General features: G+C 31.3%; 19 protein-coding genes and 1 other RNA gene. 4 read left to right on the top strand and 16 right to left on the bottom strand.

The window, feature by feature from the left end:
• Positions 1–106: 106 nt before the first annotated feature.
• A complete protein-coding gene (locus KMW28_RS12590) occupies positions 107–745 on the top strand; it encodes a trimeric intracellular cation channel family protein (protein ID WP_205958141.1) in 639 nt (212 codons plus the stop codon).
• 65 nt (positions 746–810) lie between these two features.
• Here the strand turns inward: KMW28_RS12590 and KMW28_RS12595 are convergent, their stop codons facing one another.
• Entirely contained in the window at positions 811–1,047 is a 237-nt protein-coding gene (locus KMW28_RS12595) for a hypothetical protein (RefSeq protein WP_066206383.1), read from the bottom strand.
• A 275-nt stretch (positions 1,048–1,322) separates the two neighbouring features.
• Here KMW28_RS12595 and KMW28_RS12600 point away from each other — a divergent pair, with 275 nt between their 5' ends.
• Entirely contained in the window at positions 1,323–1,862 is a 540-nt protein-coding gene (locus KMW28_RS12600) for a dihydrofolate reductase family protein (protein ID WP_066206380.1), read from the top strand.
• A gap of 17 nt (positions 1,863–1,879) precedes the next feature.
• Here the strand turns inward: KMW28_RS12600 and KMW28_RS12605 are convergent, their stop codons facing one another.
• The 4 genes from KMW28_RS12605 to KMW28_RS12620 all read right to left on the bottom strand — a co-directional run bounded on the left by KMW28_RS12605 (position 1,880) and on the right by KMW28_RS12620 (position 8,655).
• Positions 1,880–2,854, bottom strand: coding sequence for a hypothetical protein (locus tag KMW28_RS12605; protein ID WP_169663110.1), 975 nt, complete (start codon positions 2,852–2,854; stop codon positions 1,880–1,882).
• 27 nt (positions 2,855–2,881) lie between these two features.
• Entirely contained in the window at positions 2,882–3,424 is a 543-nt protein-coding gene (locus KMW28_RS12610; RefSeq protein WP_169663109.1) for a hypothetical protein, read from the bottom strand.
• 255 nt (positions 3,425–3,679) lie between these two features.
• Positions 3,680–5,551, bottom strand: a complete 1,872-nt coding sequence (locus KMW28_RS12615) for a SusD/RagB family nutrient-binding outer membrane lipoprotein (RefSeq protein ID WP_169663108.1) — start codon at positions 5,549–5,551, stop codon at positions 3,680–3,682.
• A gap of 11 nt (positions 5,552–5,562) precedes the next feature.
• Positions 5,563–8,655, bottom strand: a complete 3,093-nt coding sequence (locus KMW28_RS12620; protein ID WP_169663107.1) for a SusC/RagA family TonB-linked outer membrane protein — start codon at positions 8,653–8,655, stop codon at positions 5,563–5,565.
• A gap of 672 nt (positions 8,656–9,327) precedes the next feature.
• On the opposite strand from KMW28_RS12620, the gene ssrA reads away from it, so the two are divergent.
• Positions 9,328–9,736: a transfer-messenger RNA gene (gene ssrA, locus KMW28_RS12625) on the top strand.
• Between the two features lie 230 nt (positions 9,737–9,966).
• A complete protein-coding gene (locus tag KMW28_RS12630; protein ID WP_169663106.1) occupies positions 9,967–11,661 on the top strand; it encodes a hypothetical protein in 1,695 nt (564 codons plus the stop codon).
• 25 nt (positions 11,662–11,686) lie between these two features.
• On the opposite strand, the gene KMW28_RS12635 is transcribed toward KMW28_RS12630, so the two are convergent.
• From KMW28_RS12635 to KMW28_RS12685, 11 genes are all read right to left on the bottom strand, one after another.
• Entirely contained in the window at positions 11,687–13,195 is a 1,509-nt protein-coding gene (locus tag KMW28_RS12635; protein ID WP_169663105.1) for a DEAD/DEAH box helicase, read from the bottom strand.
• The gene (locus KMW28_RS12640) at positions 13,188–13,589 is read right to left on the bottom strand and encodes a hypothetical protein (RefSeq protein ID WP_169663104.1); all 402 of its coding nucleotides are present in this window, start codon (positions 13,587–13,589) and stop codon (positions 13,188–13,190) included. The genes KMW28_RS12635 and KMW28_RS12640 overlap by 8 nt, the downstream gene beginning before the upstream one ends.
• Complete coding sequence (locus KMW28_RS12645; protein WP_169663103.1) at positions 13,582–15,177, bottom strand: hypothetical protein; 1,596 nt, start codon at positions 15,175–15,177, stop codon at positions 13,582–13,584. Before KMW28_RS12645 ends, KMW28_RS12640 begins: the two co-directional genes overlap by 8 nt.
• Before the next feature lie 8 nt (positions 15,178–15,185).
• Positions 15,186–16,865 carry a hypothetical protein gene (locus KMW28_RS12650; protein WP_169663102.1) on the bottom strand — a complete coding sequence of 560 codons (1,680 nt, stop codon included), beginning with the start codon at positions 16,863–16,865 and terminating at the stop codon, positions 15,186–15,188.
• Between the two features lie 69 nt (positions 16,866–16,934).
• Positions 16,935–18,062 (bottom strand): hypothetical protein, encoded by a 1,128-nt coding sequence (locus KMW28_RS12655; protein WP_169663101.1) that lies wholly within the window; start codon positions 18,060–18,062, stop codon positions 16,935–16,937.
• Positions 18,063–18,072: 10 nt separating this feature from the next.
• The gene (locus tag KMW28_RS12660; protein WP_169663100.1) at positions 18,073–19,104 is read right to left on the bottom strand and encodes a hypothetical protein; all 1,032 of its coding nucleotides are present in this window, start codon (positions 19,102–19,104) and stop codon (positions 18,073–18,075) included.
• Between the two features lie 26 nt (positions 19,105–19,130).
• On the bottom strand, positions 19,131–20,210 hold the full coding sequence (locus KMW28_RS12665; RefSeq protein ID WP_169663099.1) for a hypothetical protein: 1,080 nt from the start codon (positions 20,208–20,210) through the stop codon (positions 19,131–19,133).
• Positions 20,211–20,226: 16 nt separating this feature from the next.
• Positions 20,227–20,451 carry a hypothetical protein gene (locus tag KMW28_RS12670; protein WP_169663098.1) on the bottom strand — a complete coding sequence of 75 codons (225 nt, stop codon included), beginning with the start codon at positions 20,449–20,451 and terminating at the stop codon, positions 20,227–20,229.
• A gap of 35 nt (positions 20,452–20,486) precedes the next feature.
• A complete protein-coding gene (locus tag KMW28_RS12675) occupies positions 20,487–20,789 on the bottom strand; it encodes a hypothetical protein (protein ID WP_169663097.1) in 303 nt (100 codons plus the stop codon).
• Between the two features lie 18 nt (positions 20,790–20,807).
• Positions 20,808–21,533 (bottom strand): uracil-DNA glycosylase family protein, encoded by a 726-nt coding sequence (locus tag KMW28_RS12680; RefSeq protein WP_169663096.1) that lies wholly within the window; start codon positions 21,531–21,533, stop codon positions 20,808–20,810.
• A gap of 31 nt (positions 21,534–21,564) precedes the next feature.
• Entirely contained in the window at positions 21,565–25,818 is a 4,254-nt protein-coding gene (locus KMW28_RS12685) for an Eco57I restriction-modification methylase domain-containing protein (protein ID WP_183363872.1), read from the bottom strand.
• Positions 25,819–25,821 lie beyond the last annotated feature (3 nt).

Consider the following 25,821-nt stretch of genomic DNA (forward strand, 5'->3'; position numbering starts at 1 on the left):
TGAAATAAAAGATTTATCACATTTTTGCAGCGAAAAAATTATCTTCCTTTTTCTGAGACGAAAAATATAATAAATTAAGTATCATAAAACTTAAAAAAACACACTATTGGAAGAAATCATTTATTACATCGGTGTCATAGGGTCTTTTGCATTAGCAATCTCAGGGGCTTTAGTGGGCATGAATAAAAAACTTGATCCTTTTGGAGTAATTATCGTTGCTTTTGTCACTGCTGTTGGCGGTGGAACATTACGAGATACCTTATTGGAAGGAAGAGATGTCTTTTGGATAGCTGATCCTAGTTATATTTATTTCATTTTAGGTGGTGCTTTTTTTGCGATGATTTTCCAAGACAAACTAGATAGATTTAGAACTTCTTTATTACTATTTGATACCATCGGATTGGCTTTATTTTCTGTTGCCGGTGTTCAAATAGGTCTGTCGTTCGACTTGCCCTATATTATATGTGTGATTCTTGGTGTAATTACAGGAGCATTTGGTGGGGTATCAAGAGATATTTTAGTAAATGAAATTCCGGTAGTCTTTCAAAAAGAAATTTATGCTACCATAAGTATCATTGGTAGTATTTTATATATCATTTTATATCATTTTGAATGCAGTAGACTCATTAATCAAATGATCCCTATTGCTAGCATTATTGTATTGAGAACTTTTGTAGTATACAAAGAAGTGACACTTCCATCAATTTATAAAAACGATGAGGTGGTCGATGAAGAAGAATGGTAAAAAAATGGCACAAAAAAAGGTGATGTTTAGGTTAACATCACCATATATATGCGACTGATAATGGTCTATTTTTCTGTTTCAAATTCAGGATTTGGTTCTATTCCTCTATTAATCATTAGTGGCCAAATTCCACTAAAAATAAGGATAGGAACATATATATAATATCTTTGAGGGATCTCTAAACCTAACGAAAGTACATATGACTTTGCCATTGCGGCAAGGACTAGCAATACAAAAGTTAAAACGATCCCTAATTGTGCGATGGGCAATAATTGTATAGATCCGATTTTTAAAGGTTTCATGTATATATGCTTTTAATAGTTATCTGAATTAATATATAAATTTTATACGTAAGATTTGAGTTAATGTTCAATTATTAGTGTAATATCTACTTTTATTTACATTCTTAATATAATTATAAATACAATAGCAACAAAGTGGCCTAATTACCATAATAGCAACAATTTAATAACTCGTATAACAAAAAAAAGTTCAAGAAAATTCAATTTTTATTTTTAAATGATTAATGATTAAATTGTTAATATATCTATATCCAAACCTCTAATTCCAAATACAAATGAGAAAAATAATCACTTACATCGCTATGAGTATTGACGGTAAAATTGCTGATAGCAAAGGTGGGGTAAAGTGGCTCGATGAATTCACTCATAAAGATGAGAATTACGGGTATGAAGAATTTTACAAAAACATTGATACTACCATCATGGGAAACACTACTTATCAGCATATAAAAAATATGGGGGTTGAGTTTCCGTACATGGGTAAAAATAATTATGTCATTACTAAGAACAGGGAGAAGTTAAAAGAAGATCATATTGATTATATCTCCGAAGATGTTATTGGTACCATACGATCACTTAAAAATGTCCCCTCTGATAAAGACATTTGGTTAATTGGTGGTGGAAAGATAAATTCATTATTACAAGATAATGGACTCATCGACGAAATGCGTCTTTTTATCGCTCCTGTCCTCTTAGGGAATGGTATTCCTCTCTTTTCTCCCTTTGGAAAGATTACTAAATTCAAATTGATTTCTAGTAAACAATATGCTTCTGGAATGGTAGAAATGAGATATAAAAAACTGGTGGTCTCCTAAGAAACCACCTTTTTTATTTATTGCTTCACGATTACCCATTCTATTCTATAACTCTGACCTAAAACCGATGTTGGTCCTTGGTGTCTTACATACATAGAATCGGCAGAAGCATTGTGTTGGGTAGATAAATTCATGGTATTTCCCTGTGTATCGGTAATCCCAATCACCCCATTATAATATTCTTCTGTGCCTGTTGTTGGGGCTGCGCCCCAAGCCCACGCTCCTTGATAAAGGCCATTTTGTAAAAAGACTGGATCATTTATCGTTTGGAATGCACCATCTAAAACCGAAACATCAAGTGCTGAGGTGGTATTCCATTCTGCAACAAAATTAGCTCCCCAACTTGCAGTGAAACCTATATTTACTGTAGTTGTATCCGTATAATCTAGATAAACAGTAGTTCCACTATAATTCTTCATTAGATAAGCTGAAGATACCGTCCATTGTGTCCCCGTTAAGAAGAATGTACCATTTGCGGGATTGGTTGCTAAATCAAATTTAATATCTTGGACTCCTTGATTTCCCGTGATATCAGTTACAGTAATACGAATTGTAACTAAGCCTGAAAAGCGTAATAAACTATTCAAAACATATCCATCCAACTTAAAATCAACATCCGATTGTCCTGCCAGATTATTCGCAACCGGAATATTCACCGTTGCTCTGGTATTAATTGCCGTTAATTGTGCTAAATCAGAAACAGATAGATTCACTAAATCATAAGAAAGTGCTATATTGTCCTCTTCAGTTCCACCAACAAACACATCAATCTTACCTCCTGAAATAGCTGCAGGAGTGGTTACTTTTAAATTGATATAGAGCTCATCTTCGTTAAAAGTAGTAGCAGAATCTTTAATGGTGGCATTAGGATCGAATCCATTAATACCCGTAAAAGCTACAGTCGGGTCACTAGCTTCTTCTTCACTACATGAGTAGAATAAAAAGGATAATAATAGAAAGGAAATGAATAATTGCTTAAGGTGTAATTTCATTTTTTAATTGATTTGATAAATGGGTAATTAATTTTCAGAATCGTCGGGTTGCATATCAAATTGTAGTTGATAGCGGTACGTTTTTTCTCTTATTCTGGCGGTTCTTTCATAAGAACATTCAATTCTACCTTCGTAAACTCTAGTGCTCAGTCTTACATCACCTATCAGTAAAAATCCTGGAATGTAATCAAGATCATCTGCGATATCTTCGTACTCTCGATAATCCCATTGACTCACCATTAAAGTGTCAGAGGCAAAAAAAATGTCTTCATCTGCTTCAAAAAATCTGTGAATAATGTCCTTGTCTAGGGCTTCTGAATTATACCATTGCGATTGTCCGCTTAATTCAGCATTAAATCTAAAGTCAACATCCACCTCACCAGGCCCATGTTCTAAATAAAAGGAATAGCTTCCGCTTTGATCTGTAAAATTGGTTTTGAAGTCAACGGAAGTAACCTTCCATTTCGTAGAACTTACTACGTTAGCGTTTGACAGTTCGGCGACTGAGGGGTCTGTGTATTCTTCACAGCCCCAAATAAATAAAATAGGTATTAACAGGAAAAATCTCATGATAATAGTTGCTTTCCCTCACAACATGAATATAGTCGTTTGCTGTTCCCAAATTGAGGAGTAAATGATAGTTTCTTTAATTATTGCTATTGTATTCTTGATAAAAAAACAAAAGAGAAGTAACCTCATCTTACGATAAGATCACTTCTCTTTATTATTGACTAAGTAGAATTATTTTGTTTTACTTCACATCAAACCATCTGATGGTGTGATGATGTAATTTCAAACTTCTCTACTTGATTTGTATCCTTTGAATTAGAAACTCATGAACTGCTTCGCTGAGATGAAATCTGATGATGGATTATCATTTTGATTGTTCACCGCTTCAGATGCATTTGTAGGGTTTACTGTAAACTCTCTGTTTGGATAAGGGAATCTAGCAGGTCTATAACCGTTCGTTACACCACCTGTGTGTAATTCGATATCTTCTACACCAAGTTTTTCAGCATCAGGATTTTCAATTGGATCTGCAGACATTAATGGCACTTTAACCGATCTATCTTCTGAACCTAATGTAGCTTTTACAAAAGATGGGAAGTGTGTTCTGTTCCAAAGAGCAAAAGAGTTATATCCATTACCAATTTGTGATAGCCAGTGTTGGTAAACGATATCTTCAATTGGATCATTTTCTTTACCCATATTGTTAGCTACCATATTCACATAGTTATCAACTGCTGCCTCCCAGTTATATGAAGGGTTTGTTTGATTCTTATATAAATCAACATATGCACTTACATAATCTGAACCGCTACCAAAGAATGTAGGGTACTTTCTGATCGCGTGTTCAACACCAGTTTTGAAATGAGAATTTACATTGGCAGATACCCATCCTCTTTGTGCTGCTTCAGCAATCATAAAGTGAACTTCATCAGAACCCATAATAATAGAAGGTGCTGTTGCATGTAAAATAGTTCCAGGGTTTACAGCTACTAATTGAGCGTATTGTCCACCTTCACTAAATTTATAATCCATGTTGTTGTAAGCATTTCCTTCATCATCAAATTTTGTGATTGTAAATGCTGAGTAACCTACAGTACCATCATTTAATGTAAAGATACCTCTGTTACCGTCAGGACGGTCACCATCTTTTACACCTCTATAATGAATTTTCTTGAATTCTTCTCCTTCTTCTTCGTTATAAGCAAATGGATCAAAATCAGAATACTGATCAACATGCATGAAAGCTGCAGTTGTAGGACCTGAGTTATCAACGTGAGATGCTACCCAGAACAATCTTGGATCTTCTAATTTCTGCATAGAAACTAATGCTTTATGAGAAATGAACTGATACGATTGTCCACCTACTCTACCTTCGTTAGCTACACCAGAACCATTTACTGTTTGTCCCCAAGGACCATCAGATTCGTTATGTTCTAAGATTGCTGACTCTGTTAAAGAAGAAATATAGTTATTTGTATTGTATGCCTCTGCAAAAATCTCCTGACCTCTTGTAGGGTTACCTGCTGACATATAGATACCGATTTTCATCAATAATGAGTTCGCTAAACGCTCCCATGATGCTGCATTACCAGAATAGTAGTAATCCTCGATAAATAAAGGTCCTTCATTGATGTTCTCACGAGCCTCTAAAAGCTCAGCAACCATTTGTTCGAAAATATCTTCTTGACTATCGTATTTAGGATATAAGATACCTTCAGAATAACCTTTACCCGCTTCAGAGTAAGGAACGTCTCCATAAAGAGCTGTAATTCTCAAGAAGTTGATTACTCTTACAATAGCTACCTGAGATAATTTACCAAGGTTTTGCTCTCCTTCATTTTCCATTCTTGCCTCTAGCCTAACACGAATATCTTCGACGTTTTTGGCAATATCTGCATAGAATAAAGTCCAAGATGCTTCAGTGAATCCATCACTTCTACCAAAACCTTGTCCTTGAGTATATTGAGGGTTACCTGTTAGACCTGACATTGGACCTGCCATAATCAAGTTACCTCTATATCCCTCGTGACCATTAGAGAACAATTTCGCTTGGATAAAAGTAAACTGATACTTTGGATCCATGTCTCCACTTGTATAATCGTTATCATTCATTTCAAGAAAACGATCTGTACAAGAAGTAAGGGCTACTAAAGCCAATACAAATATATTTAATATTACTTTTTTCATGAGATTCTAGATTAGAAGTTAGCGTTTAATTTGAAACCAAATGTTCTTGGCAACGGCATGTTAAACCACTCGATACCCTGACCGTTTCCTGAAGTAAATGATGCTTCTGGGTCAATGTTTGGAGTGTTTCTCCAAAGGTATCCTAAGTTGTTACCATAAGCTGTAACCGATAGGTTTCTAAATGGAGTCTTCTCTAATGTATTTGCCGGTAATCTGTATGATACTGATACCTCTCTCAATTTGATGAATGAAGCATCGTAAACGAATTGCTCATTGATTAGGGCTACTTGTCTGTAGTACAATTCTGGATCAACAGAACCTGTGAACGCTTCACCATTTTCAAGTACTAAGTTACCTGGGTTCCATCCGTTACCATAGTAGAAATCATGTCTACCTTCGATCGTATCTTCATGCTTACCATTAGCATACATAGAAGCGTTTGTTTGAGAGTAGATTTGACCACCGAACTTACCATCAATCAATACTGATAATGAGAAGTTCTTGTAGTTGAATGTGTTTCTCCAACCTGCCATCCATGGCTGAATTGAGTTACCAATTTCAGAAACCTCATCACTTACTACAGGCAAACCATTTTCTGTCACAACAATATTACCTACATCGTCTCTTACATAAGTCGTACCCATGATCACACCGTATGCTTGACCAGGAATTGCCTGAACAGATACAGAACCAGATGTTGGCATTAATAAGTATGATTCTACACCTTCAGTTAATGATACTACTTCGTTTTGGTTATATGCTGCAGTGAACATCATATCCCAGCTAAAGTTATCCGTTTGGATTGGTGAGTAGTTAATCATCAATTCCACACCTCTATTTTGAATCTCACCTGCGTTAATTAATGCTTGATTAAAACCTGAAGCACTTGATACATCTACTGGAAGAATTTGATCCGTTGCTGTTTGGTTATAGTAAGCAAGGTCTAAACCTACTTTGTTGTTGAATAATCTCAAGTCTAAACCAAATTCGTAAGAGCTAGACATTGATGGTCTCAAGTTTTGGTTAGGAATCATTTGTCCTTCAATGCCACCCATTGAGTAACCAAAACCAGGACGTCCACCTTGCATACCGTTTACGTTATATTGTAAGTGTAAGCTATATGGATCAGTATCTGAACCTACTTGTGCCCATGATGCTCTCAACTTACCAAATGATAACCATTCAGGTGTATTCCAATCCATGTCTGAGAATACCCATGAAGTAGATACTGATGGATAGAAGTAGGAGTTATTACCAATTGGAAGTGTAGATGACCAGTCATTTCTACCTGAAACATCTAAGAATAAGTATCCTTTATAACCAATTGATGCTGTAGCATATACTGAAGCAATTGCTCTTTCGTATCTATTTAATGCGATAAAACGGTCAGTACCTGCACCTGGGTGTTGTTGATCTTCTGATACGAAGTTCAATGATCCAATATCAGTTGCATCCATTACTTGATACATGTATGAACCACCACCTGTTGCACTAATATCAAAGTCACCAAACTTTTTATTGTATTGTAATAAGAAGTCAAAGTTGTTTTCAGCATTTAAGTTTGTTCTCTCGAATGCTCTACCTTGCTCATATCTTGGTGTATATAAAGGATCAAGAACGTTTTGTCTAAATGTAGTAACGTCAGTACCACCACGAGCTACTAAGTTCAAGTTTTCGTTAAACTCATAGTTCAAGCTAAACATACCCAACATTCTATCTTGTTGGTCACGGTTGTTCACCTCATACATTGTCCAATAGGGGTTATTGTTGATTGCATCGTAACCAATTGGACGACCGTCAGCACCTTTATAGTTTCTCAACCAGTCCATGCTTGTCGTATTAGGAATACCCATCAAAGCATTTTGGTAGTTGTATACCGAGTTACCCATCGCCATTCTGTTATTGGCTTCTTGGTGAGTGTAAGTAACTCTTGAATCTAATGTTAATTTTTCGTTCATCAACTTTGTTGATCCTCTAAAGTTGAATGTATGTCTGTTAAACGTAGAGTTTTCAACGTTACCAGAGTTATTCATGTTTGAGTAAGAGAAACGAACATTTGAAGTTTCGTTACCACCAGTTAATGAAATACTATTATTGAACGTTACACCAGTCTTATATAATTCATCATAGATATTGTAATGCTGAACTGTACGCTCTTTACCATCAAAATATGTATTAGTTGTCATACCAGGCGTCACTTTTGGACCCCACATTCTAGTCGCTTCAGAAGCATCCATATCGTTAGGGAAAGCACCCTGCGTACCGTGAGCATATTGGTTTTGCATTGTTGGCGTGATACCTACAACATCAAAGTTAACACCAGTTGAGAAGTCGATACCTAAACCTTTTCTCTTTTCACCTGACTTTGTTGTAATCAAGATAACACCGTTGATGGCACGAGTACCATAAAGTGCTGTCGCTGCAGGTCCTTTTAGTACTGACATTGACTCGATATCATCTGGGTTGATTGATGAAAGACCATCACCTGTATCGATACCACCATTGTCCATATCATCTGCATTTTCGAAGTTTGAGTTACTCATTGGTACACCATCAACTACATATAACGGTTGATTTGAACCCGATAAAACTGCATTACCACGAATGGTTACGTTAGATGATGAAGCTGGACCAGATACTGGAGTAATTTGTACACCTGCCACTTTACCGTTTAATGAGTTCATTAAATTGGCAGATGAATTTTCACCCAAATCGTCTGATTTTACTTCAGAAACTGCATAACCTAAAGATCTTTCGTCTCTTTTAATACCTAAGGCAGTGACTACTACCTCATCTAATTCCTCAGCATCAGGAGCTAAAGAGATTTTTACTTCAGAAGAATTTGCAATGTTAAACTCAGTTGTTTCGTATCCGATAAATGAGAAAACTAGCACATCTTGTCCTTCTTCAACTTGTACTTCAAAGTTTCCATCGAAATCAGTTACGGCACCTTGTGTTGTTCCCTTAATTAAAATGTTTACACCTGGAAGTGGTGCATTATCAGAAGCATCTGTTACAGTACCTTTGATGTTTCTTTCTTGAGCATAGGACGCCCCTGCTGAAAACAAGATAATACTTGTCAGCATCAAGAAAATTCTATTCATGATTGGTTTGATTAGTATAGTAATGTTCAATAATTGGCCTTAGGCCTCATTCCTTTATTGGTCTACTTTTTTGATTACCGAAACATCTGAATTGCCCTACAATTGTTTGTGATGAGATAATAAATTCGGTAATGGTGTAAGTTAGATCTTATTTAATTGGCAATAGAAAACAGTTATCGTTTCTTCATATAACAATGGTTTTTAATTGATTTAATTAGAATTAGATTTATAAGTGTTTCTTATACATAACAAACGTAACAACATGCACGAACACGCGCAATCAAATTGTAATTTTTAATAGTATTTATTGTTCTGTAACAAAAAAAGTCTTAAAACACGCACGGTTTTTTAATAAACAAGCATAAACGGGCAATATCTGGGTACGAACAGGATGTTTGGTGGCACGAGATTGCAACATTAAGGCAAGGATTTTAGGTAATAACTAATAGGTAATAAGGAAGGGAGATTTTAACTAAGAACTAAAGAACTAAGAAACTAAGGGGAGGATTTGAAAACACCCATTACACTAGCGCAGGTCTCCTGACCTGTGCCCGCGTAATGAGGAGCGTAGCATTTCGCTCTTCACTCTTCCCTCTTCACTATTTTTTTGTTTACAAAAAAAATCCCCCTATATTTGCAGTCCCTTCAAAAAAGAAGGTTAGTCACCCATACGGGGTCGACTGGTTTTGACAGGTTGATATTTTGCAAGTATAAGCATGCAGGCTCATGGGATGAGAGCCTTGAAAGATATTTCCAAAATCTAGTTGGCAACAATTCGTTTGCTATGGCTGCCTAGTCTCCCTTAGGGTTGTAGACATTTGGGCTTAAATGGTTGAATGCGTATCGCATTCCCGAGCTACATCGTCCTCCGCCTTGATCTTTGGGCAGAGATTTGACGGTGCCGTAATCATTGATCTAGTTTGATACCTGCTGTGGGTTGATGGCGAAATTTAAGCAGATAAGGATATATTTTGGTTGTTTCCGGCGGGATATATTTCGAAAATTTAAGTGAAACTAAGCATGTAGAAGGCTTGACAGAGTACTTCTCTGGACGAGGGTTCGACTCCCTCCGACTCCACAACAAACCGCGTTTACAGTGATGTAAGGGCGGTTTTTTTGTTTAGCGGTGAAAATATTGGTGAAAGTAATTTATTTATTTCAAAAAGTAAACTTAATTTAATGATAACTGATATATAAAGACTACTTTATCATAATTTACATTAATAATTAAAAATCAATTAACGTACCTACATTACTCCTTCTTCAATTTATTTGTATTTATTCTTTTGTCATAAAGACCTTTACCTATTTATGAATAATTCAACTCCAAATCCAAATCAAATAAGAGAATTTCCAAGTCCCAAAACAAATTTAAAGTCTGAACAAAAAGTATTGGAAAAGATTATGCAAGTTCAATTGATGATTAAAAAACATCCCGAAATTGAATATAAATATAATATTATGTTTGGTTGTGTAAAGAAACAATTACATGCGGTGTTATATAACAAAACAATTGATTGCACAAAGTACATTTTATTTAAGCAATTTTTTAGAAATAAGAATTATGATCCATTTCGTTCTGAAAAGGTTACATATTATCTCAATAATAAAGGTGAAGAAATTGCTTCAACATACGATAATATTGAGTTCATTGGAATAAAAAAGGTAGGAAAAAGTAGAAATCAAAAAGTTGAGTTTTACCATAAGATTCTCAAGGAATCAAAATACTTTGAGAAATTAGAATTAGAAAAATTAAAAGGTGAACCTTTTTACCAGGAGTATTCTAGGTACTTAAATGAAGAGTTTGCTAAAAATTTTGTTAAGAAATTAGACCATATTAAATACTTAGGCCTTATCAATAAAAAAGGCGAATATTATGCAGAATATTTACATAAAACTCTAGACGAAAAAATATCTGTTCCCTTTAATAATTTGAAAAAAGAAAACTATCAACTATTTACTCTTCAAGAAGCTAGGCATAAATATAAAACACTTGCCGAAAAACTGACTCAGAGAAATGCAAATTTAATATTTAAAGGTTTACACAAAAAAGGTACAGAATTTCACGCAAAATTTTATCATAAAATTTTAGGTAGGACTAAGAAAATAAAATGTCAACTTCTAAAGAATGAATCATATCATCCATTTCATGATGAAGAATGTGAATATAACAACAAAATATTAACTGAGAATAAAGTTGCAAAATGGCCAAATGTTGAAATCATAAAGTTTACGTCAGAAAATAGTGACAGACTTTATGTTATTCTAAAACATATTAAACTTAATAATGAAAAAAAAGTACAATTTTCTACTATAAGAGCGAAAAATTATTACCCCTTTTTAGTAGAAGAGAGAAGGAAAGAAAATGAAAAGAAAGTATCAAAATTATTGGCAAAATATATCGGTATTACATTTAATGGCTTTGTCAGAAAAAATAATAAAACTGTAGCTAAAATTACTCATGATCTACATGGTGTTAAATATAGTTCTATTTCTAGCATCCTAAAAGGTGTAAATCCTTTTGGTATTGAGGATGGTCAAACTACTCATACGAAAGTACAAGCCTATTATAACGCAGATGATTATCAAGAATTTTATATTAAAGAAATAACCACTAATGATGATGAAAAGTGCCTAAAAATTGGTATCTCAAAAGATTCAAAAAATAGAAATTTTGGAAAAAATGTAAAAAGATCAAATGATTTAGTTATAGTATCTACTAATATGAGACAAGCTGCTTTATATGAACAATTAATACTTGAAATTTTACCTCCTTTTTCACTTCAAGTGGAATTAAAAAATGGAAATTCAGAATTATTTGAATACGATAAAATTATTGCTAAAAAAGTAACAAAATACACTTCATTAGAAAAATTATTTGAGTTTTTCATTAATGAATATGGTTTTGAAAAAAAACGATATTTAAGTATTAACAAAAATGGTTTTTATTTTGATAATAAAGAAAATAGATATTTGCATGAATATGAAAAGAATACTTTCCTGTAAAGAATCTTTTTAGGGTGTACCTACCTTATAAATTATCAAAATATATTTTTTTTGACTTCTCATAAAATGGTTTTAAAAACTGACTCTTTTTAGCATAGAAACTAGAACCGATAATAAACATCCTTTCCTTAACTCTTGAAAATGATACATTCAATCTTCTTGGCTCTGAAAAAAATCTCATTGAACCAACATTTCTTGTTAATGAGTAAATAATATTCTTTTCATCTTTTCCTTGGACAGCATCAATTGTGAATACTCTATAATTGTTCAGACTTTCTTTTAACAATCGATCTTTTATTAATTTTATTTGGCGTTTATACGGGGATAAAATAATGGTATCTTCTGCTGATAACTTATACTTTTTAATTGTTTTTATTATTAAGTCCACTTCTGTTAAGTTACAAACAACTTTTGAACCTTTTTTTGGCCACTTATTTTCTTCTGCTTTATTGGAATAGTCAACCCATACTAATGGGTCTACTACGACTTTATCTAATCCATTTTCTAATTTACCTTCATAAAAACATTCACTTACTAGATTTCCAATTTCATATGGCATTCGGAATTGCTTGTTCAAAAATGAATTTTTAGCTTTTGGTGTATTCTTATATAGAAAGTCAATAAACCTCTTATTTGGCAGATCTAGCCCCATTTCATTTTGCAATTCTATTTCTTCCATACAAAAAACAGGAGGAAGTTGTTTAGGATCACCTACAATGATAGCTTTATCTGCTTTAGAAAGTGCTAGTAATAATTCAGGAAATGTTGCTTTAGCTGCTTCATCAATTATGACATAATCGAATAAAATGTTATTTGAGCGACTTTCCCCCACAGGAAATTTAAAAGTTGATATTTTATTACAGGTCATACCAACAAAATTAACTGATGATGCAAATGCAAATTCCATTGATTTTCTAGATTCATCAGCCAATAGATTATTAAAGATTGTATTTATAAAACTATCTTCTCCATTAAAATGATTTAAATACTGCTCATGTAGCTTATTTAAAGTAACATTTAAGGTTGGAATATCAGATCCTTCTTCTTTATTACCTATTCTAAATATTTTTTCATGAGGATAATATTGAATTAAGTTTTCCAAAACATTATTAACTGCTACATGAGTTTCAGAAGTAATTAAAACCCTCACTTTAGCATTTTTATGGTAGAGTTGTCTACATATTTCTGTAATAACAGTAGTTTTTCCTGTACCGGGAGGTCCTTGAATTAACGCATAATCATCAGTTAGTAATGCTGATTGTACAGCATTTTGTTGGTTACTATTCAAACGCTTATTGAAAAACTCAATATTATGAGTTTCAGTATCTTTCCCTAAATGGTCAACAGAAGGGTTATGTAAACAATTTAAAACATTTGTTGATTTGAAAACCCCTAGTCTAACTTCTTTAATAACTGCCAATTGCCCTTGAATCTTATACAGTGTTGGATCAAATTCATTTGAATTGGATGAGGAGTTATTTGAAATTAATTTTGTTAAATAATCTTCCCAATCATTTAATGATTCTCTAAGCATCTTTCAAAATTTTAAGGTGAATACTATAACTTAGTGCTAAAAATGATTCTGATTGGTCATATAATTCTAAGATTTTTTTTACTCTATCTTTATCAGTAATAGTTTTCTCTCGTTCAAACTCTTCTATGTCTATACTCACGAGATCTAAAGAAGTCATCATATTTAATTTTATAAAGTCATCAGTATATTTGATTTTACCTGATTCAATATCAAAATGTATAAATCCCCAATTGTTAAGTCTCTCTATACTTTGTGCAATGATATTATTTGACCAAAAAGAAAAGAACATAGCAAGCTGTTTAATTTCTGTCAACTTAGAAATTGAAAACAAAATGGTATTATCTATTGGATCTGTAAAGTCATATTTTTTTATTTTGAATGTGATCTTAGCCATGTATTATTTCATCATAATTCATAAAGGATTCTACTTTTACCTCAATATTAAAAAGAACGCCTAATTTCTTATATAAGGCTTGATTAGTTTTCACTTCCTCATTAGGAAATTGTTGTTTTATTATTCGATAATTTTCTAACCTATCTTCGTACTGACCAATCTTTTTATTCACGGAATATTTCTTATCTTCTAGATCATATTTTTTATGTTCCACTTTGTTTAATTTTTTTATAATTTCCTTCTCTTCTAAATGTAAATTGTTTTGTTTGAAGAAGGTTTTAATTGCTTTAACTGGGTTTTTGGTTAATTTAAATTCATTTCTTTTCTCATTTAATTCATTCAATATAGGCTTAAGTTCTTCTAGAAGTTTTTGTAGAGAATCTCTTTCATTAAATAAATTCTTATATATACTTTCCTCTTTATCTAATTTTTCTTTTTCGTATTCATTTTTGAAAACCATTTCATAAATGAAATACTTCGATAGTACTTTAAATGATTCTTGTATTTTAGTTTTGCTTTTATTTTTTTTTATATGTTCTATTCTTTTTTTCAACAGCTTTAGATTAGAAGCTGATTGCTGAATTTCTATCTTAATTTTATCTAAAAATTCTTTCTGCTCACTACCATTTTCATATAGTTGCTTAAGTTGCTTTGCTTGAAATTGGTAATCATCAGCTTCCATTTCTTTTGTTACTATGTAATGTAAATTCTTATGATGTACTTTTTGTCTTTCTCCATCTTTATTCATCAAGTAATCATTCAAATACTCTAAGCTTATCTTATTGTCATCTATTATTTCATTCTTGATAGATTTAAATTCTCTCAATAGTTGATTTTCAGAATAGCGTAAATCATATAAATGCTCTAATTGTTTGACAAAAAGTTTCTCAATTGCAATATCATTATATAATTTAATTAGCTTTTCTTCTAATGACTTGTTATAGAAATCGTGATTAAAAGTGTCTAATACGGTAACGATATCTTCTTCTATCGTATAATTATTTTTTCTATCATATAATGATATAATTTCTTTTATGTCATTCTTTGATTCTAAATCTTCAATTTTTTCTTGACACTCATAAATTATATTTTCATTGTTTGTAATGTTGTAATTTTGCTTTTCAATAAAATTTTCAATTTTCTCAATTTTCCCTTGTCTCCGTTCAATCGTACAATTTTTTTTATATATCTCATTTTCAGTTAAATATTCATCATTAGATAATTGATCTTCTATTTCACCTATCTCATACTGTAACTCATCAACTGAAGAATTCGCAGAATCAATTTTCTCTTGAGATACCTCAATATATTCTCTATGTCTCTCAATTTTCTCTTCAAGTTTTACATACCATTTATAGTTTTTAGAGCGTTTTTGTTTGAGTTCTATATCTTTCTTTACTGTATTTTGTAAAGAGTCAGAAATATTCAAAAGAACAAGTTTAGTTTTTTCACAGAGATGATTAATTTCTCTTCTTTCTAAAATGACTTTTTCTTCAATGAACTGATCATGGATAAGTTCTTTTACTGATTGAGATTCCCTTTTAAGTTGGGTATTTAAAAATTTTCTGAATAATGTTCTAAATAACATAATACCTTTTAAGATAGATGAAGTAATACATCCTGATAAGAGATCCTTTGTATTGGATTATCAATAATGTTTTTTTCTCTTCTCAATTTTTTTATTAATACACTTGGGTCTATAGAATTCTTTGTTCTATCTACTAATGATTGCTGAACTTCTCTTAATTGACTAATATATTGTTCTGTATATATCACTTTTTCTTCATTCACCTTATCTAAATCATCAAATGTTTGATTTATACAAGCATGCAATTTTACCAAGTTATCGCATGAGTTTAAGTCTATCTCAATACCCACTTCTCTAAAATGATTATTGAGGTAAGCAATCTTTTCATTATCTATTTCAACCTGTTCTATTATTTTAATATCATTATATGCTGAAGTTGAATTTGCTATCTCTTTCAACTCATCTATAATTTCTTTTTTTAATTTATATTCATTCCAATCCTGTAATTCACCATGCATTGGTATTAAATCCTTAAATGAAAATTTATATTCTTTTAAAGATGATGTTTCTATTATTACACTAAAAGCTGTACTTCTTTCTCCTTCAGGGTTCTTTTTATATTTATCTAAATGCTTAATTGCTTGTTCTACATTTTTGAGAGCTTCAAATTTTGCTGATTTTAAAAGTAGTATTTGTATCTGGTTAAAAATATGCCCTAAAATCAATATAATTAATAGACTACCAAGTGGAGATGCTGCAAGAGAAGAGAGTAATGCTGATCTACTGATAAAAACCGTAAGTGTTTGAAAAGAATAACTTGTTAATACCCCTAATCCCGTAGAAGAAACGGTCGATGTTAACTCATCTACTAATTCTTCAATCGTTTTTTTACCATTGGCAAAATCACATATTTTTTTAGCTAAAGAAGTACAAATCATCATTCCATTTACATGGTTTGATTTAATTCCAAAATATGAACAAACAATAAAAAATACGCTATCTTTTGCTACTCCTACTCCTGTTCCTAAGAGTATATTTTTAAGTGATTCTAAAAAATCATCTTGTGTTAGATCTCCCTTTTTATATTTCTGTATTAATTCTTGGATTTCTTTTACTGTATGAACTACAGCATTATTTAAAAATGAATATTTAAGATGTTCTTTAGCATTATGTTTATGTAATTTTTTCTTTTTTTCTTCCTTTTTATCATACTCATACTTTTCTCCATTCCTAACTTTTCCAGTGGTACTTCTTACTTCTTCTAAAGTAACTTCATCTGATTCAACTTTAGTCCCTTTATGAAAACCTTCTATTGTTTTATCTTCAATTTGATCAGATGGACCTAAATGTTTTACATTCCTATATTTAGGATCTGAAAGTGCTCTTCTTGTGGAATACTCATCTTTATTTGCTTTTGCTTGGTATGAATCATAATCATCAGGAGTACCTACTCTTATATCATCAGTTCTATGAAACTTTCCTAAACCATGTTCTCCGGATGTCCATGCTTTGAGTTCCTCTGGATTAATGCCTTCAGCCGCAGCATTTATATTAAAGGAACCTGCATGCATTTCTTCAAAAACAAATCCAGCCTGTTTTGCAACTTGATCACCTCCTTTTGATGGCGTTTCCGGGTTATTTACCCTAAATTCCATTTGATCAAAAGCATGCAGCAAATTATTATTTTTTGTTTTATGTAAATTATTTAGATAATCATTTGATGCTTTTCTAATTACATTATCCACCATTTTTTCTTTTTTAAAAGAGGCTAAATATTAATGAATTTATTAAATCTAAAAATAAGTACTTTTATAAAATTAGCCGGTTTGTTTCATTACTTTCAAAAGACTAGCTATTTTATCAATACCATCTAAAGTTGTTGGTAGTTTTTCAGAACTAGAAGTTAGATCAGAGAATATCACTCTTTCAAAACTTTCAAGGGTGACATCACTATTCTCTTTTATATCTTTTGCATATTTAGAGTAGTCTTGGATAAATTGGCATAGCGTCATTCTGAGTTGTACTTGTCTTTTCTCAACCATCGTTACTTTATAGTTATGTAGTACAACCCTAAAGAAATAGAGCATTAAAAAAGTTAGAGAGATAACTGGGAATGTAAACATTAGTACCTCTGCAATTGAAGCGTTTTTTAAATCAATTTTTCCATCTCCAATTAAACCTGAGAAATAGGAAAACTCTAATATTACTGGAGTCAATACACCAAAAGCAAGAAATACCATTAAAACAACTAATCCCCACGAAGTATAACTCAACCTCGATTTTAATTTAGAAAAACCATCATATAATGCAACGAAATTAAATGCATCTGTATATTGATCTAAAGTTGCCTTTAGACCTTCAACTTTTTCTAGTTTTTTTTCATATTCTGAATCCCATTCTTCTATTGTTGAAATATTTTTATTTATATCTTCATCAAGTTTCTTCAATTCTTTAATCTTTAGATTATTGAATTGTTCTCTATATATAGTAGATGGTGTTTCAAAAATGATGAATTTCAAATCCGATTTTATCGTTTCTGGAAATGAATCAATATTCTCAAATACGAAATATTTAAACTTTTGATAAGTAGGATTTAAAGGTTTATCAAATCTTAGGTTATACTCATAAATCAAAGGAAATGTAATCGATAAAAGACGATATATGTAATCCTTTTGTTTCTCAACGTCTTTTGAATTAAGATTAATCTTAGGTAAAACACCATTAAGTTGTTGTTCCAAATCTTTCATTCCAATACTTGCATACTCTAACCAGTTTTCAAAATTAGAGTTAATCGATTTGAGTATTTCTTGATTAACTTTTAATACCTCATTATCAATTTCATCTTTAAAATGAAAAAAATCTAGATTTTTAATTACAGTGGAAATCTCTTTAGGAACATTTAATTTCTGTTCTTCTGATAGTGTAGTTTGCATAATATCATTCAAAAAATAAGTACTAATATTGGATATTCTCTTTTAGATCTTTTGATTCGTTTATTAGGCACTCAAAATTGTCAATAAAATCTTTGAACATTTTTTCATATTCAATCACATATGCTTTTTTCTGTAAAATTAATGCATTCATCTTTGTTGACAACTTAATTAAAGGAATATGCTGATTGATTATAAACCTATCTGGGGGTGTACTATAAAAAGGGTCCACATCAATATTTATATTATTTAACAAATCAATAACATCAATAGGGTTTTTCACTACTAGTGATAAATAGTTTTGTTGATGTATACTTATTCCTTTAGATAATGCAGTATATTGAGGTAGTTGTTTATTATCAAGAGCCAATTTAAATGTTGTGATTACATCATCTAACTCAAAGTATAAATCATTCCATCTTTCTAACAGAACTATGTATTGCTCTTTTCTTTCCTCTAGAACCTGATTTAACTTATCATAGATTAATTCATCATTTTTTAAAAGGGTAACTAACTTTTGATATAATTTACTCTCAGATTTTATTCTCATTTCTAAAAGTTCAAATAAATCATCATAACTTATTTTATCTATTTGTGATATAGTTGTTCTAGCAATTTTTACACCTTCGGGATTAAAGTCTTGAGTTAATTTACTTTTTTTTATTAGATCCCATAATCGAAGTCTAGTTATCCTATAAGACTTTATATTTTTTGTTATATGTGAATTAACAAACTTAGCAAGTTGCTCGAATTTTATTTGTTTTTCTCTATTCTTTTCAATTTCCTTGACTAAAATACCAAGTATAAAAACTGTCAACGTTGTTACTGTTGGTACCATAAATTTTGCTATGTCAAGGCTTTTATTTTCATGTTTTACAAGTGCAATAAATCCAAAGATTATTAATATAGCTATTAATATGGCTATAGATATATAGAGGTAATGTCTTCTAAATTTGATTTTGTCGATGTATACAAATACAACAAGGTAAATAATTACAGATAGTATGCCAATAAACATTAGAAATACTAATGAAGAGAGTTGTTCTATTAAGTTCATTTTGTTGTTTTAGTTCTAGAGTATTCTTATAATTTCGGTATTGAAATATTGATTGTTGTTTCTGTTGCACTCACCATTATATCTAACCATTCTTTCAATCCAAAACATTTCTTTTTTATGTTATCAAATTGAGTTTCTTCAAGTTTATCATTTTTCAAGATTAGACTATCTTTTGATATTTCAATTAAGATAGAATCTAAAATATCATTAACATTAGGTATTTCATTTTTTAAAGCTTTTACTGGGTCAATAGTATCTATAAGACAAAAAAGATAATAAAATGGGTATTCTTGAAATTTAATATTAGGATTGATCTCTAAACCTTCCATTCCATAATCCGCATAATTCTGATCTTTTCCTGGATTAAACCAAATATTATGTGCCTTAATAATTTGAGCACAATAGTAATATTGTATATCAAGTTTTGACTCCCAGTTTAGACCTAAATTTTCATATCTGTTTTGATAAACTTCAATACGATTCTTTTTTAGCTCATCAAATAATTTCATTCCAGCAATTATACCATGATCATACTTCCCTCTTTTCTCTAGTTTCCATATTACGTAGTTAGAAATATTATCTGAAAGTATTTCTGGGATAGGGTTCTCATTAAAATCTTCTTCTATTGTATAGTTTATATAAAAATACCTCTCTAAATCAGAATAAGTAAATATGTTTTGCTCTTTTAATCTTTTAATTTCTTCTACTTCTTCGTATTTATAATACAAATCATGAAATAAGGTTGACAAAAACCACATGAATTGAAAACGGTTAATATCAAAACCCTCTCTTTCATTAAGCCTTAAAATGAATTCATCTTTACTTAAATTAAGTTTCCATTGACTAAAAATTAAAATACCTAGAAAATAAACAGAGTTTGTATGTTTGACATAATCATTGTTTTTAAAGTCTTCAATATCTAAATCATCTAATACTCTTAACTTGCCACCACTAGTAAAAAAATCTTTTATGAAATTAAGATGTAACGTTTGATTATTCTCATCGTCATTATTAAATGGATTCTTCAATTTATTTTTTGAAGTTTGATTATAATAAAACCATTCATTCTTTTTCAATGATTGTATTGATTTAAGGATAGTTTTCATATTGCTAGCTCTTTAATTATTTCATATTCAATAATCGATTTACATAGTCATCATCCAACCAATATTTACCATGACCAATTGCTCCAAATTCTTCATCATGATTATGAAGCTTAGCAATTCTCACATAATAATATGAGTATTGTGTTCTATTCGTATCGTAAACTTCGTACCCTTTCTTTTCAAGATCAGATACTGCTTTATAAAAGGTTACTTTAGTTACTATTTTAAAGTTTTGTTTCATTTTATAAATTAATATGATGTATAAGTTTGATTTATCTAAAAGTCATTTAACACCTCATCAATCTTATCTTTTAATTCTCCAGAGTAATCATCTATTTTCCAACTTTCTTCAACTCTAGATTTTGTATAAATCTCATTTTTAATAGCTGAGAGAATATCGTTTGAGTTAGATTGTTTTAATGATTGAATATTTGGAGACCTTAAGTCACCAATTATCTTTTCATTGATAACATTTTTAATTGTATTTTTAGTTATTTCTCCATCTACAAAAGACCCTTTCGTTTTCATAAAATCATAGATCTCTTCTGCTAAGTGATTTCTTTCTTCGAAAATGTTCATTTTTTAATTGTATTTAGTTTAATAAAATATTTTTTGATATTGGTTGATTTTTTGAATCTTAGAATTTCCCACAAATAGCCCTCCCCTTGCTGTTGGATGATATCCTAGAAAGACTTTATTAGATTTATTAATCTTGTTTGCTGCCGTTTTTTGGTAACTATTACTACCCCATACCAACCACTCAATGTTAATGTTTTGACTATCAATAAGTGTTATTGCATTTCTAATAAATTTTCCCCAGTGTTTTAAATGACTACGTGATATTCCTTGAGTTATAGTTAATCCAATATTCAACATAAAAACTCCATTAGTTTCCCATTTTTTTATTAATTGATCAGGGGATGGAATATTTAAACTTGTTATTGAATTTCTTATAATTTGAATATTATCATTTTTATTTCCACCCTTTAGAAAATATAGTTCCTTTAAAATATTTTCCATAGATTTTGGAACATCATCATCCCATTTGGTAGGTTTATCAATGTCAAAACCAAGACCAGTTGCTACTCCAACCTCAGGGTATGGGTCAAGACCCAATATCACGAACTTAATATCTGTTACTGACATCCTAAACACCCGAAAAATTTTATCAGGTGTAGGACAAATTTTATTTTTTATTGGGGCTAAAGTTTTCTCAATTGTTTGTAATAGTTGAATATTAGCATTAAAAAAACTATCCCAAGAAGGGTCTATTTGGATTTTGTGTCCTAAAAAAGTAAATACACCATTTTTTACATTAGTCATAAATCTATTGTTTTAGTTTAGTTTAAAAATCTCACCCATCAATACTCACAATCTTCCATTCTCCACCATAGTCAAACGTGAAGCCTACAGGTCTGTTAAAGACTTTTTGTCCTAATGCAGATTGGATATCTATTTGTCGGTACCCATCTTTTACCTCTCCTTTTACAACAGTTTGTACCATTTGATATTTCATAGGAGATTGACCTTCTTTTTGAATAGTGAACTTTGTATTGATACTTATTTCAGTTGGTTTCTTTTCAAATAAAGAAGTTTGTGGTTGTGGAGTACCACCAAATATTGAAGTCTGTTGAGATGGTGACTTTGAAGGAGCTTTCTTCTTTGGAGTTTTCTTTTTAGCATCTTGTTTCTTAGATTTTGCTCCTTTTACTAATCCTTCTGCTACTTCTTTTTCATGAATTTCATGATTTAATAATAATAGCCTTTTGAGAACTTCTTTTCTTGCATCAGGATGTATGGTATATCGTATTCTATCGTTTTCTGGAAGGTATTCTACCTCATAGAAATCATGTCTTAATTGAATATCTCCCCAACCATAAGCTTCTAATACCGCCTGATCCATTTGCACATGCAATAGACGGAATTCTCCTATTAAAACAACGGCTTCTTGATAGCTTACTTTTCCTTCTTTTTTATTTTCTAGGTGATTGTAAAGATTCCATGTTTCTTTACCGTATGTTTTTTCGAAATCCTTGCTTTTAAGGTTTTCTACTTCAAGTGTTAAATCTTTATTATGAAATTGGTTATACATTTTGGTCAAACCTAAAGATATATTTACCATCAAAGCTTCTCTTGTTTTATCATATTTTTCACCTATCGTTTCTAGAATAGAATTACTTGAAGGAAATGGATAGTTTTGAAAACAGTCAGTAGGAGAATAATTTAGAGTACTAGCACCTAAAGTTGAACTATATTTCCAAGACCATAAATGATGAAAAGTATTAGAAATAATAGCAAATTCAGTAAAACTATTTATTGCAAAAACAGCCAATTTATGCATATAAACTTTATCATTTTCCACAAATGCAAAAGAAGAATATTTTGATACAAGTGGAACTACCAAAACTCTTTCCAAAGGTTTAATAATTTCATATAGTTTCGGTCTTTGTCTTAAAAACTTCCACCATTCTTCACTTAAAGTCCTATCATCATTATTTAATTTTTGCCCTTTTGCAAGTTTCTTCTCAACTGTTTCTAATCTATCAGGCTTAACTCTTTCTTCTATAATTTTAAAACAATCAGGATATTCCATTGCTTTTTCCTCATCCCAATCAAAGAAGTTGATTACCCAACGACTTGTTGATTGATCGATATTATTATTTAAATCTTGTCCATTTAAATAAGGAAAAAGAACATTTTTATTTTGAGGGTCTTTTTCAATTAGATTTTGTGCTTCTTCTGGATCTAATACAAAACCCTTTCCAAATATAATCGATCCTTGAAAACTTTTATCTTGATTTTGTACCAATGAATATGGATCACCTAAATCCTCTTGGTCATCTATATAAGTATTTATTAAATCTACTTCTTTAGTATCTAAGATGAATTTTCTTAACCAATCTCCTTTATGAACAGTTACCAAAGCTACTTCAACAGCTGCTACGCCAGGCCATTTCATAGAACGAACAGCGTGGTTAATTACCCCTCCTTTATCTTCAATTACAGCCAATCCACCTTCTCTTGCTCCACCTTGGGAAATAGTGTTTGTAGAAATTAATGATTGGAACCCACCTCTTTTAATGATCTCAAAATCTCTTCTAAAAAAGTATGTTACTAAATCAACACTTCCTATTGGAGCATAATAATATTTGACAAATTCAAGAAAATCAACACCGAATGAACTACTTAATTTTTGTCCTCCCAAAAACGGCGGGTTCCCCAAAATACAATCAAACCCACCTCCAGACATAATCTGAGGAAATTCTAAAAACCAATGAAAAAACTTCTTCTCTTCTGCGATAGCTGATGCTTTAGCGGGGCCCTGTCCTGTTATTTGAGCACCAGTCTTAAGAAATGATTGATAACTTTTTTGAGTTACTAGTTGATCTTTTGTTGTTTCATTTTTATCAATAAAAAATTGGGCAATTTGAATATCTGCCAACTGTTTCAATCTAAACCAGTGGACTCCTTTTTCTAATTTTTTGTATGCTTCTGCTTTTTGTTTTATCTCCCCTGAAGTTGTTTCTGGCATATTACCAAACTTTCTAAATTCAGCAGTTACCAACTTGATAGTATCTTCCAATGATTTTTGATTATCAAGTGTTTTCTGATGTCCAGCAGATTTAATTTCTTCCTCAAATAACTTTCTCTCTGCTTTATTTCGTTTAGAAAACTCTGAAGCAATAGCAGTATCTCCTGCCAGTTTTTTAAAGGCTTCATTTGCTATACCCTTATTCAACTCTTCCATATGTGCCAAGCCAACAATGGCATTACCACATTTAATATGGTGATCTAAGAAGTTTAAAGGTTCATTCGGGTTATGTGCCTCTAACCATAGAGCTACTTTACATAATTCAACAGCTAATGGGTTTAAATCCACTCCATAAATACAATTCTTAATCACATCACGAGTAGCTAGTCGAATTGCTTCATTATTTGGTTGTTCTTGATCTGTACGAACAACAGCTAATTCAAAAGCAATATATCTTGCAGCTGAAAGTAAAATATGTCCCGAACCACACGCAACATCACATACTCTTAATCCTAATAAAGCCATCTCCTGTTTTTGAAGATGATTTAACTCCTTAGTTGTTGAAATAAATTGATCAGGATCTTTTAACCTATCCTCTACCTGATATTTCAAAGAGTGATTAATCAATGGTCTGACAAGCTCTTCAGGAGTATAATGAGAACCAGAAGAAGACCTTTCTTCACTCTTTTCGAATTGGAATTTATACTTATTCCCTTCAACTTTTATGACGGGTTGATATTCTAGTAGTCCCTCATACATAGAGCCAAATTCCTCAACATCAAGGTCAGTAAAATTAACCCTTGTGAGTTGTTTTTTCTCATTCTGAAAATAAGACAGATTACTCAACACCTCTAAAAACACCTCATTGGATAATTTCAAATCATACAATGTACCCAAAGCATCAGGTGAAAATAAACCAGAAGCCAACGCATTCAACCCAAACTCTTCTGCTACTTCTTGTCTTTCAAAGATGGCAAAACACATCTTTAAAGATTCCCATAAGTCATGAGGTCGTTTTTCAATAAAATGCTTTTTCTCTACTAACTTTTTTATCCTAGATACAGAATAATAATCATAATAGATTTTCTTCTTTTTTTGAATTCTTTTATCCCATGATTTATTTTCATGAGAAGGGAATATCAAATCTCTTTCCTCTGTCACCATCAAGAACAAGAGTCTATATACCATCCTTAGAAGGTTATGGTAAAACTCCGTTTGTTGTTGACTTCTATATCCAGCATCCTCAGAATTCAAATAGTTTTCAACCTGATTCTTTAATGCTAAATTTTCAGGATGTTGTAAAAAACCATTCGCTAATTGCATAATGGATTTTTCAACAGCCGATGATAACTTTTCTCTTATTCTTGAACCAGAACTTAACGCATCGGCATGAAAAACTTCCCAATAAGAGGATTCATTATCATCAATACTTTTTGGAGCCCTTGTCTTATGAAGGATTCTATATAAAAGAACAAACTCTAAATAGAGTTCATCTTCTATGATCTTCTTAAGGTCAAATTCTAAATACGTCAATTTAGTCAACCTTGTCGCATCTCTAAGTAGTCGTAACTGATAACCATTGGTTACAATACCATATAAGTTCTCTGTATTGTTTAAATACTCTTGTAACAAGTTATGAGGTGTACGCTGACCTCTTTCTAGTGACTGATCTAATAAGACAAGTTCACCCTCCACTAATTTTGCACCAACAATATGGATAGGTACGTTACAATCATTGTCGGCTTTGTGAGATATATTATAGGTCTTATCATTGATCACTTGAGGGACTACATCTTTTATTTCGTACCCTAAGTAATCAAGAAAATTCCTTATCCATAAGTCAGTAGCTTTTTTTCCATCATCAGAAGCTCTCGCTTTTTCTGTTTTCTGATGGAAACGCTCATACAGTTGTCTTATATCATGCCACGCAATACCTATTTCGTCCCTTAAATCTTCCGTATTTTTAAAGCCGAAATCTTTAGGTTTTTGAAATTTATAGTCCTCTGCTGATTGTATTTTATCTAAAATCTCTCCCGAGATGATATTTCCTTGAATTTGAATCCCTGAATAATTCATAAA

The organism is Flammeovirga yaeyamensis (assembly GCF_018736045.1).
Lineage (GTDB): Bacteria > Bacteroidota > Bacteroidia > Cytophagales > Flammeovirgaceae > Flammeovirga > Flammeovirga yaeyamensis.